Source organism: Inhella crocodyli, assembly GCF_004004565.1.
GTDB classification, from domain to species: Bacteria; Pseudomonadota; Gammaproteobacteria; order Burkholderiales; family Burkholderiaceae_C; genus Inhella; species Inhella crocodyli.
Genome location: NZ_SACM01000001.1, coordinates 1,133,409 through 1,147,827 on the forward strand (window position 1 = coordinate 1,133,409; position 14,419 = coordinate 1,147,827).

The following is a 14,419-nucleotide window of genomic DNA, read 5'->3' on the forward strand; positions in this document are numbered from 1 at the left end:
CGGAGGCCAAACGCTGGCCCCAACGGTGCGACGGCATCGCCGCCGACCGAAAACCCGCTGGGAGGCGGGAGAGCACCAAAAGGGGCGCTCCAGGAGGAGTCAGAGGAGATGAACGAACCGCGTCGGCTTCAAACTGCCTGCCGAACGCGAGGGGCGGACTGTAACACTGGGGTTTTCCCGAAATCCAGCGCGACGTGCCCCTTCCCGCCGCGTTGTGTGATCGATGCCACAGACCGGGCGCTGCGGCGGGGCTGAGGCAAGGGCCTCAGGCCCCGCTGCGCAAAGCCGCGCGCAGTTGCGCGCCGATCTCCGGGTGGTCGCCGAAGGGGTCGCCAGGGTTCTGGCCCGCCAGCACCTCGTCCGCCCGCTGCTTCACCCCGGCCAAGGCCTGCGGGTGGCTGAAGATCCAAAAGCGCTGGGCGCGCACGGCATCCAGCACCAGGGCCGCGATGTCGGCCGCCGTGAGCTTGCCGCTGGTCACGGCCTTGCTGCTCATGGCGTGCGCGATGCGCTGGCTGGCCGTGGGTCGGGCCAGGTCTTGGGGCGCGCGGTTGCGGTGGCTGTCGGCGATGCCCGTTGGCACGAAATACGGGCACAGCACGCTGGCGTGCACCTGGTCGGTGACCAGGCCCAGGTCGTGGTGCAGGGTTTCGCTCAGCGAGACCACCGCGTGCTTGCTGACGTTGTAGACGCCGAAGTTGGGGGCATCCAGCATGCCGGCCATGCTGGCGGTGTTGACGATGTGGCCTTGGTAGGCCGGGTCGGCCTTGGCGGCGGCCAGCATCATGGGCGTGAACAGGCGCACGCCATGCACCACACCCATCAGGTTGACCCCCATGACCCAATCCCAGTCGCTGGGGCGGGCTTCCCAGATCAGGCCCCCGAAGGCCACGCCGGCGTTGTTGAACACGAGGTGCGGCGCGCCATAGCGGGCTTGCACGGCCGCGGCCAGGGTCTCCATCTCGGCCGCGCTGCTGACATCGACGCGCTGCGCCATGGGCTTGGCGGCGGCCAATTCGTCGGCCGCACGGGCCAGGGCGTCGGCCTGCACGTCCACCAGCACGAGGTTCATGCCCTCGGCGGCGCACAGGCGGGCCAGTTCCAGGCCGAAGCCGCTGCCGGCGCCGGTGATGACGGCGGTCTTGTTCTTCAAATCGATCACAACAGGTCTCCCGGGGGTCGGTGCATCTCGCGGTGGAGGATGCCGTCTTCGTCAAAAGGCTCGCCCACGCCGACGAAGCCGGCGCGGCCGTAGAAATCTTGCAGGTGGGCCTGCGCGAACAGGGTGATGCCTTGGCCCGGCCACCGCTGCAGGCAGGCTTGCACCGCCTGACGGTTGAGTTGGTGGCCCAGGCCAATGCCACGCGCTTCGGGCGCGGTGACGACCCGACCGATGACGGGCGCGGGGGCCTTCAGGCCCGGGGGCATCAAGCGCGCATAGGCCAGCAGGTGCTCGCCTCGCCAGGCGGATAGGTGCAGGCACGCAGGATCGAGCCCGTCGATATCGGGAAAGAGGCACTGCTGCTCCACCACGAACACCTCGCTGCGCAAGCGCAGCATGGCGTAGAGGGCGGCGGTGCTCAGGCCCTCGAAGGGCTGCAACTGCCAGGCGATGTCGCTCACAGCACCTCGGGGTCGAGCGCGGCCAGCAGGGACTGCCCCGCCAACACGGGCGCCAGCCAGGCCTGCGCCAAAGGCAGTTCGTAGGCGAAGAAGTAGGCACAGGCGGCCCGGTGACCGGCGTGCAGCGGGTGCCCGCTCGGGGTGTGGCGCAGCAGGTCCAGCCAGGTCCAGGCCAGCACCAGGTGCCCGAAGCCTTGCAGGTAGGGCGTGCCATGCACGGCGGCCTGGGCCGGATCGCCCGAGGCCCAAGCGGCCTTGGTGGCCTTGCCCACCAGGGCCAGGCCGGCGGCCAGCTGGTTGGCCCAATCGGCCATGGCTGGGTCTTGCAAGGCCGCTTGCACCGTGTCGTTGACCCGGGCGGCGAGCAACTGCAAGGCCTGGGGCTGAGACGCCTTGCGCAACAGCAGGTCCAGGCCCTGGATGCCGTGCGTGCCCTCGTGGATCATGTTCAAGCGGTTGTCCCGCCAGTACTGCTCCAGCGGCCAGTCGCGGGTGTAACCGGCGCCCCCCAGCACCTGAATGGCCAAGCTGTTGGCCTCCAGGCCCCACTGGCTGGGCCAGCTTTTGGCCACGGGGATGAGCAGGCCGAGCAGGGCCGTGGCGTCGGCCTTTTGTTCCGGCGTGCCGCTGCGCTGGGCGTCCACCAAGGCGGCGCAGTAGAGGTTCAAGGCCAGGGCGCCTTCGGCGATGGCCTTTTGCGCCAGCAGCATGCGCTTGACGTCGGCGTGCTGCGCGATGGGCACGGGCGCCCCGCCGCGCTGGCCCACCGGGCGCCCTTGGGTGCGGTCCTTGGCGTACGCCAAGGAGGCCTCGTAACCGGCCATGGCCAGCATGGACGCGCTCAGGCCCACGCCGATGCGGGCCTCGTTCATCATGTGGAACATGCAGGCCAGGCCCTGGCCTTCGGCGCCCACGCGGTAGCCGATGGCCGGCGCCGACTCGCCGAAGTTCAACAGGCAATTGCTGGTGCCGCGCCAGCCCAGCTTGTGATTCAGGCCCACCAGGCTCACGCCATTGCGCACGCCGGTGAGCGCGCCGTGCTCGTCCACCTGCCACTTGGGCACGATGAACAGGCTGATGCCGCCGCTGCCCTCGGGCAGGCTGCCATCGGGCTTGGGCACCTTGGCCAGCACGAGGTGCACGATGTTCTCGCTCAGCTCGTGCTCGCCGGCGCTGATCCACATCTTGCTGCCCTTGAGCCGGTAGCGAGGCCCCAGGGGGTCGTTGGTGTCGTCCAGCTCGGCACGGCTGGTGAGGTCGCCCAGCGACGAGCCGATGGCCGGTTCGCTCAGGCACATCGTGCCCATCCACTGGCCGGTGAGCTCGCGCGCCGCGAACACCTCCCGCTGCTTGGGCGTGCCATGGGCCAGGATCAAGCTGGCGTTGCCGCTGGTCAGCAGGGTGTAGCCGCCGCAGCCCACGCTGGCCTTGCTGAAGAAGGCGTTGCCCGCCATCTCGACCACGCAGGGCAACTGCAGGCCGCCGTGCTCGGCGTCTTGGCTGGCGGCCTGCATGCCGGTCTCGAAGTAGGCCTTCACGGCCGCCGCCGTGCTGGCCGGCAGCACGACCCGGCCCTCGGCGTCGACGTGGGGCTCCTCCACGTCGCAGGCGCGGTTGGCCGGGGCAAATCGCTCGGCCGCCACCCGCTCACAGGTGTCGAGCACCTGTTGGAAGGTCTCGCGGCTGTGGTCCGCGTAGCGCTCGCGAGCGCACAGTTCGCCGGCGCGCAGCCAGTCGAACACCAGAAAGTCCACGGTGGCGCGCACGGGGTCCCTTTCGCTCGAGGCTCAGCGCAGGCGGAACTGGCCGACCAGGCCGTTGAGGCGCGTGGCTTGGCCCTTGAGGCTGTCGGCCGCGGCCGCCCCCTCCTCCACCAAGGCGGCGTTTTGCTGCATCGACTGGTCGAGGCGATCGACCGAATCGGCGATGCCCTGCAAGCCCGCGCTTTGCGTGCGGGCCATTTGCGTGGCGTCGGCGATGAGGGCCGCCACCCGCTCCACGGCACTGACGACCTCCTCCATCCGCGCCCCCGCGTTATTCACCAGGTTGCTGCCGGTGTCGACCTGCTCCACCGAGCTGGTGATGAGGCTCTTGATTTCCTTGGCCGCCTCGGCGCTGCGCTGCGCCAGGCTGCGCACCTCGCCGGCCACCACGGCGAACCCGCGCCCTTGCTCGCCAGCGCGGGCGGCCTCCACGGCGGCGTTCAGGGCCAAGATGTTGGTCTGGAAGGCGATGCCGTCGATCACGCCAATGATGTCGGCGATCTTGCGGCTCGACTGGCTCACCCCGCTCATGGCGGAGACCGCCTGCGACACCACGCTGCCGCCCTCGCGCGCCAGGCCGCTCGTGCTTTGGCTCAGCGTGGCGGCCTCGCTCATCGCGTCCGAGCTGTGACGCGCCGCCTCGGTCATCTCCCGCAAGGCGCTGGCGCAGGCCTGCAGGTCGGCGCTGCCTTGCTCGGTGCGCTGGCTCAGGTCCAGGTTGCCCGCGGCGATTTCGGTGGCGGCCGTGTTCACCTGCTCGGCGCCGTCGCGCAGTGTGCCCATCATGGCGCGCAAGCGCTCTTGCAGGCCCTGCATGGTGTCCAGGCCGGCGCGGGTCGTGGGGTTGCCGAAGGTGGGCACGTCCTCGGTGAGGTCGCCGTGGCCCATGCGGTCGGCGCCGGCCATCAAGGTCTCGACAAAGCGCCCCGTGCCGCTGGCGCTGTCCAAGTACAGCCAGAGCATGAAGGCCCCGATGAGCAGGCTGCCGACGATCACGGTGCCCGAGCCCCAGCCGCTGAGCACGGCCACCACCACGTAGACCTGCAGGCCCACGTTCAGACCCACTTGCAGGGCCACGCGTTGTTTCAAGGACAGGCTGTCAAAGATCATGCAGGACTCCGGAACGGGGTGGGAAGAAGGGGATCAGGCCCGGCGCCAGGGGCCGGGGTCGCTGGGGTGCGCTTGGGTCAGCTCGGCCAATCGCGCTTGCAGGGCCTCGGCGGGGCGCTGCGCGAGCGCGAACATGGGCCCGCCACGCCAACGCGGGAAGCCGTAGCCGGCCAGGTAGACCACGTCCACGTCGCTGGCCCGCAGGGCGATGCCTTCTTGCAGCAGGGCCTGGCCCTCCAGGCCCAAGGCGAGCAGCAGGCGGTCGACGATCTCGTCGTCCGGCACCGCGCGGGCCGGACGGCCCAGGCGCTGGCGGTGCGCGGCCATCAGGGCGTCCACGGCGGGCGACGGCGTGCCTTGGCGCGAGCCCGGGGCGTAGTCGTACCAACCGCCGCCGGTCTTCTGGCCGAAGCGGCCGGCTTCGCACAGGGCGTCGGCCAGGGGCTGGGGCCAGACGGTCTTGCCGTCCTTCACGCGCTGCTGGCGCACGCGCCAGCTGACGTCGTTGCCGGCCAAGTCCCCCATGCGGAACGGGCCCATGGCAAAGCCCCAAGCCTCGATCGCGCGGTCCACCTGCTGGGGCGTGCAGCCCTCGTCCAGCAGGAAGAGGGCCTGCTGCAAGTAGGGCTCCAGCATGCGGTTGCCGATGAAGCCATCGCACACGCCCGACACCACGCAGGTCTTGCCGATGCGCTTGCCAAAGTCCAAGGCCGTGGCCAGCACCTCGGCCGAGGTGGCGGCACCGCGCACCACCTCCAAGAGCTTCATGACGGCCGCGGGGCTGAAGAAGTGCAGGCCGACCACGTCGTTGGGTCGTTGGGTCACGGCAGCGATCTGGTCGACGTCCAAGGTGCTGGTGTTGCTGGCCAGGATGGCGCCGGGTTTGCAAACGGCGTCCAGCTTGCGGAACACGGTCTGCTTCAGGGCCATGTCTTCGAACACGGCCTCGATGACCAAATCGGCTTGCGACAAGGCCTCGTCGCCGGTGCTGGGCTTCAAGTTCGCGCGCAGCGCTGCCGCCTTGTCGGCCTTCAGCCGGCCCTTGTCCACCTGCGCTTGCACGTGCTTCTCGAGGGCGGCCACGCCGCGGGCCAGGGCCGCCTCTTGCGACTCGATGAGGTCGACCTGCAGGCCGGCCATCAGGCAGGCCGTGGCGATGCCGCTGCCCATGGTGCCGGCGCCGATCACCGCCACCCGCGCGATCGGTCGGCGCGGTGTGTGGGCCTCGATGCCCGGCACCTTGCCCACGGCACGCTCGGCGAAGAAGGCGTGGCGCAAGGCGGCGCTGGCTTCGGTGCGCATCAGGCGCTCGAAGCCCTCGCGCTCGGCCTTCAGGCCCTCTAGGAAGGGCCGGTCGGTGGCGGCGGCCACCGCCTCCACACACGCCAAGGGGGCGGGGTAAGGCAGCGCGGCCGCCTGCGCGCGGGCCGCGGCCAAGGCGGCTTCGTCGCCAGGCACGGCGCGCTCGCTCAGGCGCGGGCAGGTGGTGGCGGCAGCGGCCAGGGCCACGGCGCGGTCCAACAACTCGGCCGCGGGCACGCAGGCGTCGATCAAGGCTTGCCCAGGCAACGCCGCGAGCTTGGCGGCGCGTTGCGGCACGCCGGTGGTGATCATCTGCAGGGCCGTCGCCAGTCCCAGCGCGCGCGGCAGGCGCTGCGTGCCGCCGGCACCGGGCAACAGGCCGATGTTGACCTCCGGCAGCCCGAGCTGGGCGTCGTCGGCCACCACGCGGTGGTGGCAGCACAGGGCGAGTTCCAGGCCCCCGCCCAGCGCCAGGTGGTTCACAGCGGCGACCACGGGCTTGGCGCAGGCCTCGATGCGCTGCGTCAGGGCTGGCAGGTGGGGGTGGGCGAAGGACTCGGGCTTGCCGAACTCGCGGATGTCCGCGCCCCCGGAGAAGGCCTTGCCACTGCCGGTGATGACGATGGCGCGGACCGCCGGTTCGGCCTCGAGCCGCTCGACCGCGGCCCACAGCGCCGACCGCAGGGCGTGCGACAGGCCGTTGACCGGCGGGTTCTCCATGACCAAGACGGCAACGCCGTCGCGAAGGGTTTCGTTCAACATGGCAGGGGATCAGTTCAAGAGGGTGTCGACCAGCGCGCGCAATTCGCGCTTGTCGATGTCGCCGTTGCCCAGCTTGGGCAACTCGGGGAAGCACAGCGCCTGCACCGGGCGCTGCCAGTCGGCCACACGGCCATTGAAAAGGGTGAGCAGTTCCTCGGGGTCGGGCGCCCCGCCCAGACGCGCCACCACCACCAAGAGCGGCCGCTCGCCATGGACCTCGTCGGCCTGGGCGATGACGGCGGCCTCGGCCACCTGCGGGTGCAGGAGCGCGATGCGCTCCAGCTGGCGGGCGCTGATCCACTCGCCGCCGCAGCGGATGAGGTCCTTCTTGCGGTCGGTCAGGGTGACCCGGCCGTCGGGGCCGATGCGGCCGATGTCGCCCGTGGGCAGCCAGCCGGGGTCGCCGTCGACAGCGACCAGGGGCGACTCGGTCTCGCCCAGGTAGGCGTCCAGGGTCCACGGCCCGCGCACCACCAACTCGCCTTCGGCGTCGTCGTCCCGCGGCAGGCTGCGGCCGGCGTCGTCGACCAGCGCGATCTCAACCCCGAAACAGGCCCGTCCCTGGGGCAAGCGGCCGTCGCGGTCGGGCGTCAGCAAGGCGCCCCGGGCCACCAGCGCAGGCGGGGCCAACTCGGTCATGCCCCAGGTGTGCACCACGTCCAGCCCAGGCATCGCGCGCAAGCGCTCGAGCAGGGGCACGGGGAACGACGCACTGCCCACGGCCGCACAGCGCAAGGTCGGCAGGCGCAGGCCCTCGGCGTCGAGGTGGTCCAGCAAGGCCTGCCAGACCGTGGGCGGTCCGGCGGCGATGGTCACGCCCGTTTCCAGCATCGCGCGGGCCAGGTCGGCGGTGGACAAACCCGGCGGCACCATGGTGAGCTGCGAGCCGATCAGCGCCGCGCACAGGCACAGCGCCCAGCCCCCGCTGTGGGCCACCGGCAGCAAGGGCATCAGGGTGTCGACGTGGGCGATGCCGTAGGCGTCTGGGAAGGCCGCCGCCATCGCTTGCAGGATGCAGGCGCGGTGGCTGATGGGCACGCCCTTGGGCCAGCCGCTGCTGGCCACGCGGAACGCGATCAGCGCCGTGCTGTTCTCGTCCACCTCGGGCCAGCGCCAGTCGGGGTCGTCCATGCCGAGCAGGGATTCCGCGTCCATGGGCGCCAAGCCCCAACTCGGGGGCGGCAGGGCGTCGGGCCCGCCAAGCTGGATGTAATGCTTCACCGTGCCCATCTGCAGCTGCATGGCCTCGACCAGCGGCGCCAACTCGGGGTCGAAAACCAAGGCCTCGGCCTTGGCCTGGTTCACGGCGTAAATCAGCTGCTCTGGGAACTGGCGCGGGTTCAGGGTCAGGGCCTGGCGGCCGCTGGCCGCCGTGCCCAGCACCGCCTCCAACAGGCCTTGGGCGTTCCACCCCAGCAGCGCCACCACGCTGCCGGGCGCCTGCTCCAAGCGGTCCCAGGCCTGGCCCCACTGGCGCGCACGGCGTTCAAGTTGCGCCCAACTGCCGGCCTGGACGCGGCCGTCGGCGCCAACGGTGTGGATGCGCTTGGCCCCGTGTTCGCGCGCGGCGTGCCGCAGCAAGTTGGCGAGGTCGAGGGGGACGCGCATCATGGTCGTTCGATCTTAGGGGCGCCCCTCCGGGCCACGGCCCCACAGGGGCTCCGGATTGACCCACCCCCCTACACTCGATCGACCTCCCTGCCTTCCGCACCGGCCATGAGCGACTACCCCGTGAAAAAGACCGACGCCGAATGGCGCGAACAGCTCGACCGCGAGCACCCGCTGGCCTACCAGGTGGCGCGCCAGGCGGGCACGGAGCGCGCGTTCACGGGTGCGTTCTGGGACCACTGGGAGGCGGGGCACTACGTGTGCGTGGGCTGCGGCACGGCGCTGTTTGCCTCGGACACCAAGTTCGACGCCGGCTGCGGCTGGCCCAGCTACTACGAGCCCCTGGACAACGAGGTCGTGGAGCGCTTGGTCGATCACAGCCACGGCATGGTGCGGGTGGAGGTGCGCTGCAAGCGCTGCGGCAGCCACTTGGGTCATGTCTTCCCGGACGGCCCCGAACCGACGGGCGAGCGCTTCTGCATCAACTCCGTCTCCCTAAAATTCAAGCCCGACTGAGCGCTGGCCCCTGCCTTGAAATTCCTTCTCGACTTTTTGCCTCTGGGGCTGTTCTTTGCCGCGTTCAAGTACGGCGAGTCTCACCGCGAATGGGCGGCCAGTTGGGTGACGGCGCAGCTGGGCTTCATGGTGTCGGGCGGGGTCATCGGCCCCCAAGAGGCCCCCACCATCCTGGCCACCCTGGTGGTGATGGGCGCGACGCTGCTGCAAGTGCTGGTGCTCAAGCTCATGCGGCAAACCATCGACCTGCTGCTGTGGGTGAGCCTGGCCCTGGTGGTCGTGCTCGGCACCCTGACCCTCTACTTCCACAGCGAGACCTTCATCAAGTGGAAGCCCACCGGCCTGTACTGGGCCATGGCCCTGGGCTTCTGGGCCAGCCAGCGGTTCTGGGGCAAGAACCTGCTGCACACCGTGCTCAAGGACGTCGAGCTGCCCGACGCGATCTGGGCGCGCTTGAACGCGATGTGGATCGCCTTCTTCGCGGGCATGGGGCTGCTGAACCTGGCCGTGGCCTACGGCTTTTCCACCAGCACTTGGGCCAGCTTCAAGGTCTTCGGCGCCACCGCCTTGATGTTCGTGTTCGTGATGGCGCAGGGCCTGTACCTCTCCCGTCACCTGCCGCCCGAGGAGGCCCCGAAATGAAGGCCCGCTTGGACGAATTGGGCGCCCTATTGACCGAGTCGCTGGGCGCCACGGCGCTCGCTTGGCAGGACGACAGCCACCTGCACGCCGGGCACGCGGGGGCCCGCGAAGGGGGCCACTACCGCCTGCGGATCGTGAGCCCGCGGTTCGCCGGACTGGGCCGAGTTGCGCGCCACCGGCTCATCTATGATGCCCTCGGCCCCTTGGCCGATCGCGGCATCCATGCGTTGCAAATCGACGCGCGCAGCCCCGAAGAGCCTTGACCGAATCGGTGGCGTCCTGCCACCCATTGCCACCCGCCTCCTGGCGGTCTTTCTCACCGTTTCCAGCCCTTCCGATGAAATCCACCCTGCTCGCCGCCACCCTCGTCGCGGCCGCCTTTGGCGCCCAAGCGCAAAACATCGCCATCGTCAACGGCAAGCCGGTGCCCAAGGCCCGCTTCGAGACGATCATCAGCCAGATCACCAAGGGCGGTCAGCCCCGCACGCCCGAGATGGACCGCCAGGTGCGCGACGAAGTCGTGAACCGCGAGATCTTGATGCAAGAGGCCGAGCGCCGTGGCGTGCCCGCCAGCGCCGACTACCGCGCCCAGATCGAGTTGGCCCGCCAGGCCATCCTGATCCGCGAACTGCAAAACCACTACTTCAAGACCAACCCCGTGACCGACGCCGAAGCCCAGGCCGAGTACGACAAGGTCAAGGCCGCCCAAGGTGGTCAGGAGTACCGCGCTCGCCACATCCTGGTCGAGACCGAAGACGAGGCCAAGGACATCATCGCCAAGCTGAAGCTGGGCACGAAGTTCGAAGACCTGGCCAGCAAGAGCAAGGACCCCGGCTCGGCCGCCCGCGGTGGCGACCTGGATTGGTCCAACGCCAACGCCTACGTCCCCGAGTTCAGCAAGGCCATGGTGGCCCTGAAGAAGGGCGAGATCACCGAGACGCCGGTGAAGTCGCAATTCGGCTACCACGTCATCCGCCTGGATGACACGCGCGAAATGCAGTTCCCGGCCTTCGACGAAGTCAAGCCGCAAGTGATCGATCGCCTGAAGCAGATGAAGTGGAACGCCTTCCAGGCCTCGCTGCGCCAAGCCGCGAAGACCGACTACAAGTTCGGCCAGTAAGTCCACCCACCGGAGAAGCCGCCCGAGCCCCGTGCCCGAGCGGCTTTTTTCATGCCCGCTTCCAAACTCGCCCGCCGCTGGCTGCCCACGCCCGAGAACCTGGCCCAAATCAAGGGGCTGGCCTGGCTGGGGCATTACTTGGCCCCGCGCCCCTGGCTCTGGGTGGCCCACCGCCGCCGCGTGGCCATGGGCGTGGCCGTGGGCTTGGCCGTGGGGGTGATCCCCCTGCCTGTGCAAATGCTGGTGGCCGCCTTGGCCGCGGTGCTGGTGCGATGCAACGTGGCCGCGGCCGTCGCCGCAACTTGGCTGACCAACCCCTTCACGCTGGTGCCGATTTGGGGCCTGGCGTTGTGGCTTGGCAGCTGGGTGATGGACCCCAGCGGCGTGGCGGCCACCCCGGCCATGCTGGCCTTGGACTGGGCGCACCCGGGCACCTGGTGGCCGGCCTTCGTGACCTGGATCTCCGCCATGGGCCCGGCTTGGGCCGTGGGCATGCCCATGGCCGCCGTGGTGCTGGGCGGCGTGGCCTACGGGGTCACGTACTGGGCGTGGTGGGGCGTGATCCGCTTCGAACGCCGCCGCCGGCTGCGCGCCCGGGCGCGGCGCTGAGGCTCACACCAAGCGACCGGCCTCGATGCGCAGGCGGCGGTCGCAATGCGCGGCCAAGCGCTCGTCGTGCGTGACCAGCACCAGGGTCGTGCCCGCCTCGCGGTTCAACTCGTCCATCAAGGCCATCACCTGGGCCCCGGTGGCGTGGTCCAAGCTGCCCGTGGGTTCGTCGGCCAACAGCAAGGCCGGCTTCACGACGAAGGCCCGCGCCAAGGCGACGCGCTGCTGCTCGCCGCCCGACAGCACGCGCGGGCGGTGCTTCAAGCGCTCGCCCAGGCCCACCCGCTGCAGCATCACGCGGGCCTTTTCTTCGGCCTCGCGGTCGCCGCGCAATTCGAGCGGCAGCATCACGTTTTCCAGCGCAGTCAGGTTCGGCAGCAGCTGAAAGCTCTGGAACACGAAGCCCATCGTGCGCCCGCGCAGTTCGGCCCGGCCGTCCTCGTCGCGCTCGAACAGGTCCTCGCCTTGGATGCGAACGCGGCCCGCACTCGGCGTGTCCAGGCCGGCCAGCAAGCCGAGCAAGGTGCTCTTGCCCGAACCCGACGCGCCCACGATCGCCACCGACTCCCTCGCCTGCAAGGTGAATGACAGCGAATGCAGAATCGTCAACTCGCCCGAGGCATCGCGCACGCGCTTGCTGAGGTCTTGCACATCGACGAGAGGAACTGCGGACATGGCGGGTGGGACGAAGCGGCGGGCCTGGGTGGCGCACTGTAGCGGCGCCCTTCTGGGGCTCGGGCTCTGGGGGCATTCGCTGGCCGCCGCGCCCGCGCGAACCCTGCTGGTGGTGGGCGACAGCCTGTCGGCCGAGTACGGCATCGCCCGCGGTGCCGGCTGGGTGGCCTTGCTGTCGGCGCGGCTGCAACAACGCAAGGCCCCCTACACCGTCGTCAACGCCAGCATCAGCGGCGACACCACCGGAGGTGGGCGCGCGCGACTGCCGGCCTTGCTGGCGCAGCACCGCCCGGCCATCGTGGTGATTGAGCTGGGGGGCAACGACGCCCTGCGCGGGCTGCCCTTGGCCCACACGCGCGACAACCTGCGCACCATGGTCCAGGCGGCCAAGGCCGCGGGGGCCAAGGTGCTGCTGGTGGGGATGCAGGTGCCGCCGAACTACGGGGCACGCTACGGCCAGGATTTCGCGGCCACCTTTGCCGAGGTGGCCCGCAGCGAAAAGACCGCCCTGGTGCCCTTCTTGCTGAGCGGCTTCGCGCAGCGGCCGGACGCGGAGAGCTGGTTCCAGCCCGACCGCATCCACCCGCTCGCCAAAGCCCATCCCCTGATGCTGGACGCCGTGTGGCCGGCGCTCAGCCCGCTGCTCTAGACCCGACTCAACGCTCTTGCTCGCCGCGCTTGCGCGGCACGCCATCGTCGCGCTCGCGGGCCCGCGGCGCGGGGGCCGAGGGCGCTGGCTCGGCGCGGCGCTGCGGCAGGTCCATGCGCGGCGGGGGTTCCGCGCGACGCGGGGGCTCCATGCGCGGGGGCGGCGGCGCGGGCTGGGCCTGCGGCTGCGGTTGCACCTGCGGCGCCCGCCAGGGCATGCCTTCGTCGCGGCGCTCGGACGACGGGCGCGCGGGCGGCTCGAAGCGACGCGTCGGCACCTCGGCCTCCGGGCTGCGCTCGACCACTGGCGCGCGCCGCTCTTCGCGGGGCAGCTCGCGCGGGAACTCGCGGGGCTCGTCGCGGCGCTCGCTGCGGCGCGGCACACCGGCATCGGGCTGGCTGCGCCAAATGGGGTCGACGGTCGGGGGCGGCACGTCGCGGTCGGCCGGCGTCGGTCGCTCTTGGCGCTCCTGACGCTCTTGGCGGCGCGGCAGGCCTTGGTCGCCGCGGGCGCTCGGCTCCGGCCCACGCGTCTCGGGCGCGCTGCCACGCCAAGGCACCCCGGCATCACCGCCCCGTCCGACCGGGGCGCTCGGCTCGCCGCCGACAACCCGAGCACGCGGGGCGTCCTCGCCACGTTCCGGTCGGTTCGGACGGGCCAGCGGCAAGGTGTCGCGGCCTGGGCCCTCGGGCAGTGGCGCCAGGGCGCGCAACGTCGCCTCGTCGCGAACGGGCACGGGGCGCGGCAGGGCCGTGCGGTTGGGACCGTCTTGGCGAACGGGCACGTCGAAGGTGCTGACGGCACCCGGCACGCTGCGGTTGTTGCCCGTCCAGCCCGGCACGGTGGGGCGGCGCACCGTCACCGGATCGGGGTCGGGGTTGATGCGGCGCACGTACTGCGGGCTGTGGCGGTACCAGGGCTTGTAGACCTCGTACGGGGCCAGTGGGTACCAGGCCACGGGCGGGGCGGCGCGCCCCCCGATCTGGATCCCCACCTGCACGTGGCCGCTGCCCACCCAGCCGACCAAGGCCGGGGCGAACACCGGTCGTGCCACGCGCACGGGACCCGGTGCCCAGCACCAGCGGTTGCGCCAGTACACCCAGCGCCCGTAGTGCGAGGTGGCATAGCCCCAAGGCAGGTCGTCGACCCAGGTCCAGCCCCAGTGGCGGTGCCAGGTCCAGCGACCGTAGCGGTAGGGCGCCCAGTCCACGGCCACGCGCACCGGCAGCCACAGCGGGCCGAACTCGCTGCTACTCTCCCAGCGACCGTGGGCGTCCAACTCGTCGGCACCCGTCAACTCCGGCGAGACGTAGCGGTAGGCCGGTCGGTTGGCGTATCGGTCAACGTCTTCGCGGCCGAAGCCGGCGCTGTCGACCAACCAGGCCCCGAAGTCGTCCTGGGGCATCAAGCGCTGGCGCTCGGCACGCGGCCCGTTGTCCCACCACAGTTCGGCCGTCTCGGGGGCCTGCAGCCACAAGGGGGCATCTTCCTGGCCGCGGTGGTCGAACAGCATGCGCCCCTCGTACACCTGGCCGCGGCTGCTGCGCGCCAGCGCGTCGACGCGGTAGTCACCGGCCCGGTCGAACTGGAACCGCCCTTCCGGGGTGCGCACCCGGGTCTCGCGCGCGCCTTCGCGCGTCACCAAGCGCAAGGCCAAGGCGCCGCGGTCCAGCACCAAGTCCAGGCGCTCGTCGTCCACGCGCATCAGCTCCAACTGGCTGCGCTCGTCCAGCCACAAGGCGTGCGGCCCGATGCGCAGGCCCACGCGGCTGTGGTGGTCCACCCGCAAGCGGTCGCCCTCGGACAGGCTCTGGTTGCGCAGCAAGGGCTGCCACTCGCGCTCGTCGGGGTCGAACCACAAGGCCTGACCCTGGATTTCCGCCACACGCAGCACGCGGGTGGGTGGGTCGGCTTGGGCGGCCATGCCCGTCAGGCACAGGACCAGCAAAAGCAGCAGTTGCAGGCCGAACCACCGGCGCAAGGGAAGGGGCAGGGTCATCGCACGTCTCCGCCCCGCGGAGCCGGGGCTGGGGACGCAAC

Annotated in this window: 14 protein-coding genes; 6 read left to right on the plus strand and 8 right to left on the minus strand. The window is 70.8% G+C overall.

The window, feature by feature from the left end; translation table 11 throughout:
* Positions 1-265 precede the first annotated feature (265 nt).
* Genes EOD73_RS05235 through EOD73_RS05260 form a run of 6 tightly spaced genes read right to left on the minus strand, consistent with a single transcriptional unit; the run spans position 266 to position 8,171 of the window.
* The gene (locus tag EOD73_RS05235) at positions 266-1,162 is read right to left on the minus strand and encodes an SDR family oxidoreductase (protein WP_127681511.1); all 897 of its coding nucleotides are present in this window, start codon (positions 1,160-1,162) and stop codon (positions 266-268) included.
* Positions 1,159-1,623 (minus strand): GNAT family N-acetyltransferase, encoded by a 465-nt coding sequence (locus tag EOD73_RS05240; RefSeq protein WP_240660602.1) that lies wholly within the window; start codon positions 1,621-1,623, stop codon positions 1,159-1,161. The genes EOD73_RS05235 and EOD73_RS05240 overlap by 4 nt, the downstream gene beginning before the upstream one ends.
* A complete protein-coding gene (locus EOD73_RS05245; protein ID WP_127681513.1) occupies positions 1,620-3,389 on the minus strand; it encodes an acyl-CoA dehydrogenase family protein in 1,770 nt (589 codons plus the stop codon). Before EOD73_RS05245 ends, EOD73_RS05240 begins: the two co-directional genes overlap by 4 nt.
* 21 nt (positions 3,390-3,410) lie before the next feature.
* The gene (locus tag EOD73_RS05250) at positions 3,411-4,496 is read right to left on the minus strand and encodes a methyl-accepting chemotaxis protein (RefSeq protein WP_127681515.1); all 1,086 of its coding nucleotides are present in this window, start codon (positions 4,494-4,496) and stop codon (positions 3,411-3,413) included.
* A 33-nt stretch (positions 4,497-4,529) separates the two neighbouring features.
* On the minus strand, positions 4,530-6,560 hold the full coding sequence (locus tag EOD73_RS05255; RefSeq protein ID WP_127681517.1) for a 3-hydroxyacyl-CoA dehydrogenase NAD-binding domain-containing protein: 2,031 nt from the start codon (positions 6,558-6,560) through the stop codon (positions 4,530-4,532).
* 9 nt (positions 6,561-6,569) lie between these two features.
* Positions 6,570-8,171, minus strand: a complete 1,602-nt coding sequence (locus EOD73_RS05260) for an AMP-binding protein (RefSeq protein ID WP_127681519.1) — start codon at positions 8,169-8,171, stop codon at positions 6,570-6,572.
* Between the two features lie 105 nt (positions 8,172-8,276).
* On the opposite strand from EOD73_RS05260, the gene msrB reads away from it, so the two are divergent.
* The 5 genes from msrB (at position 8,277) to EOD73_RS05285 (ending at position 11,055) form a co-directional block, all read left to right on the plus strand.
* The gene (msrB, locus tag EOD73_RS05265) at positions 8,277-8,684 is read left to right on the plus strand and encodes a peptide-methionine (R)-S-oxide reductase MsrB (RefSeq protein WP_127681521.1); all 408 of its coding nucleotides are present in this window, start codon (positions 8,277-8,279) and stop codon (positions 8,682-8,684) included.
* A gap of 15 nt (positions 8,685-8,699) precedes the next feature.
* Positions 8,700-9,326 carry a septation protein A gene (locus EOD73_RS05270; RefSeq protein WP_127681523.1) on the plus strand — a complete coding sequence of 209 codons (627 nt, stop codon included), beginning with the start codon at positions 8,700-8,702 and terminating at the stop codon, positions 9,324-9,326.
* Complete coding sequence (locus tag EOD73_RS05275) at positions 9,323-9,589, plus strand: BolA family protein (protein ID WP_127681525.1); 267 nt, start codon at positions 9,323-9,325, stop codon at positions 9,587-9,589. Before EOD73_RS05270 ends, EOD73_RS05275 begins: the two co-directional genes overlap by 4 nt.
* 74 nt (positions 9,590-9,663) lie before the next feature.
* Positions 9,664-10,446 (plus strand): peptidylprolyl isomerase, encoded by a 783-nt coding sequence (locus EOD73_RS05280; RefSeq protein WP_127681527.1) that lies wholly within the window; start codon positions 9,664-9,666, stop codon positions 10,444-10,446.
* 51 nt (positions 10,447-10,497) lie between these two features.
* Positions 10,498-11,055, plus strand: coding sequence for a DUF2062 domain-containing protein (locus tag EOD73_RS05285; protein ID WP_127681529.1), 558 nt, complete (start codon positions 10,498-10,500; stop codon positions 11,053-11,055).
* 3 nt (positions 11,056-11,058) lie between these two features.
* On the opposite strand, the gene EOD73_RS05290 is transcribed toward EOD73_RS05285, so the two are convergent.
* The gene (locus EOD73_RS05290; RefSeq protein WP_127681531.1) at positions 11,059-11,730 is read right to left on the minus strand and encodes an ABC transporter ATP-binding protein; all 672 of its coding nucleotides are present in this window, start codon (positions 11,728-11,730) and stop codon (positions 11,059-11,061) included.
* Between EOD73_RS05290 and EOD73_RS05295 the strand changes: the two genes are divergently transcribed.
* Positions 11,729-12,379 (plus strand): arylesterase, encoded by a 651-nt coding sequence (locus tag EOD73_RS05295; RefSeq protein ID WP_127681533.1) that lies wholly within the window; start codon positions 11,729-11,731, stop codon positions 12,377-12,379. The genes EOD73_RS05290 and EOD73_RS05295 overlap by 2 nt on opposite strands.
* 7 nt (positions 12,380-12,386) lie before the next feature.
* Here the strand turns inward: EOD73_RS05295 and EOD73_RS05300 are convergent, their stop codons facing one another.
* Positions 12,387-14,378 (minus strand): DUF6600 domain-containing protein, encoded by a 1,992-nt coding sequence (locus EOD73_RS05300; RefSeq protein WP_127681535.1) that lies wholly within the window; start codon positions 14,376-14,378, stop codon positions 12,387-12,389.
* Positions 14,379-14,419 lie beyond the last annotated feature (41 nt).

Bases quoted from the DNA above. Each gene is read 5' to 3' on its own strand.
- EOD73_RS05250 (WP_127681515.1), bottom strand. From the start codon at position 4,496: ATGATCTTTGACAGCCTGTCCTTGAAACAACGCGTGGCCCTGCAAGTG.
- EOD73_RS05255 (WP_127681517.1), bottom strand. From the start codon at position 6,560: ATGTTGAACGAAACCCTTCGCGACGGCGTTGCCGTCTTGGTCATGGAG.
- EOD73_RS05260 (WP_127681519.1), bottom strand. From the start codon at position 8,171: ATGATGCGCGTCCCCCTCGACCTCGCCAACTTGCTGCGGCACGCCGCG.
- msrB (WP_127681521.1), top strand. From the start codon at position 8,277: ATGAGCGACTACCCCGTGAAAAAGACCGACGCCGAATGGCGCGAACAG.
- EOD73_RS05275 (WP_127681525.1), top strand. From the start codon at position 9,323: ATGAAGGCCCGCTTGGACGAATTGGGCGCCCTATTGACCGAGTCGCTG.
- EOD73_RS05280 (WP_127681527.1), top strand. From the start codon at position 9,664: ATGAAATCCACCCTGCTCGCCGCCACCCTCGTCGCGGCCGCCTTTGGC.
- EOD73_RS05285 (WP_127681529.1), top strand. From the start codon at position 10,498: ATGCCCGCTTCCAAACTCGCCCGCCGCTGGCTGCCCACGCCCGAGAAC.
- EOD73_RS05295 (WP_127681533.1), top strand. From the start codon at position 11,729: ATGGCGGGTGGGACGAAGCGGCGGGCCTGGGTGGCGCACTGTAGCGGC.
- EOD73_RS05290 (WP_127681531.1), bottom strand. From the start codon at position 11,730: ATGTCCGCAGTTCCTCTCGTCGATGTGCAAGACCTCAGCAAGCGCGTG.
- EOD73_RS05300 (WP_127681535.1), bottom strand. From the start codon at position 14,378: ATGACCCTGCCCCTTCCCTTGCGCCGGTGGTTCGGCCTGCAACTGCTG.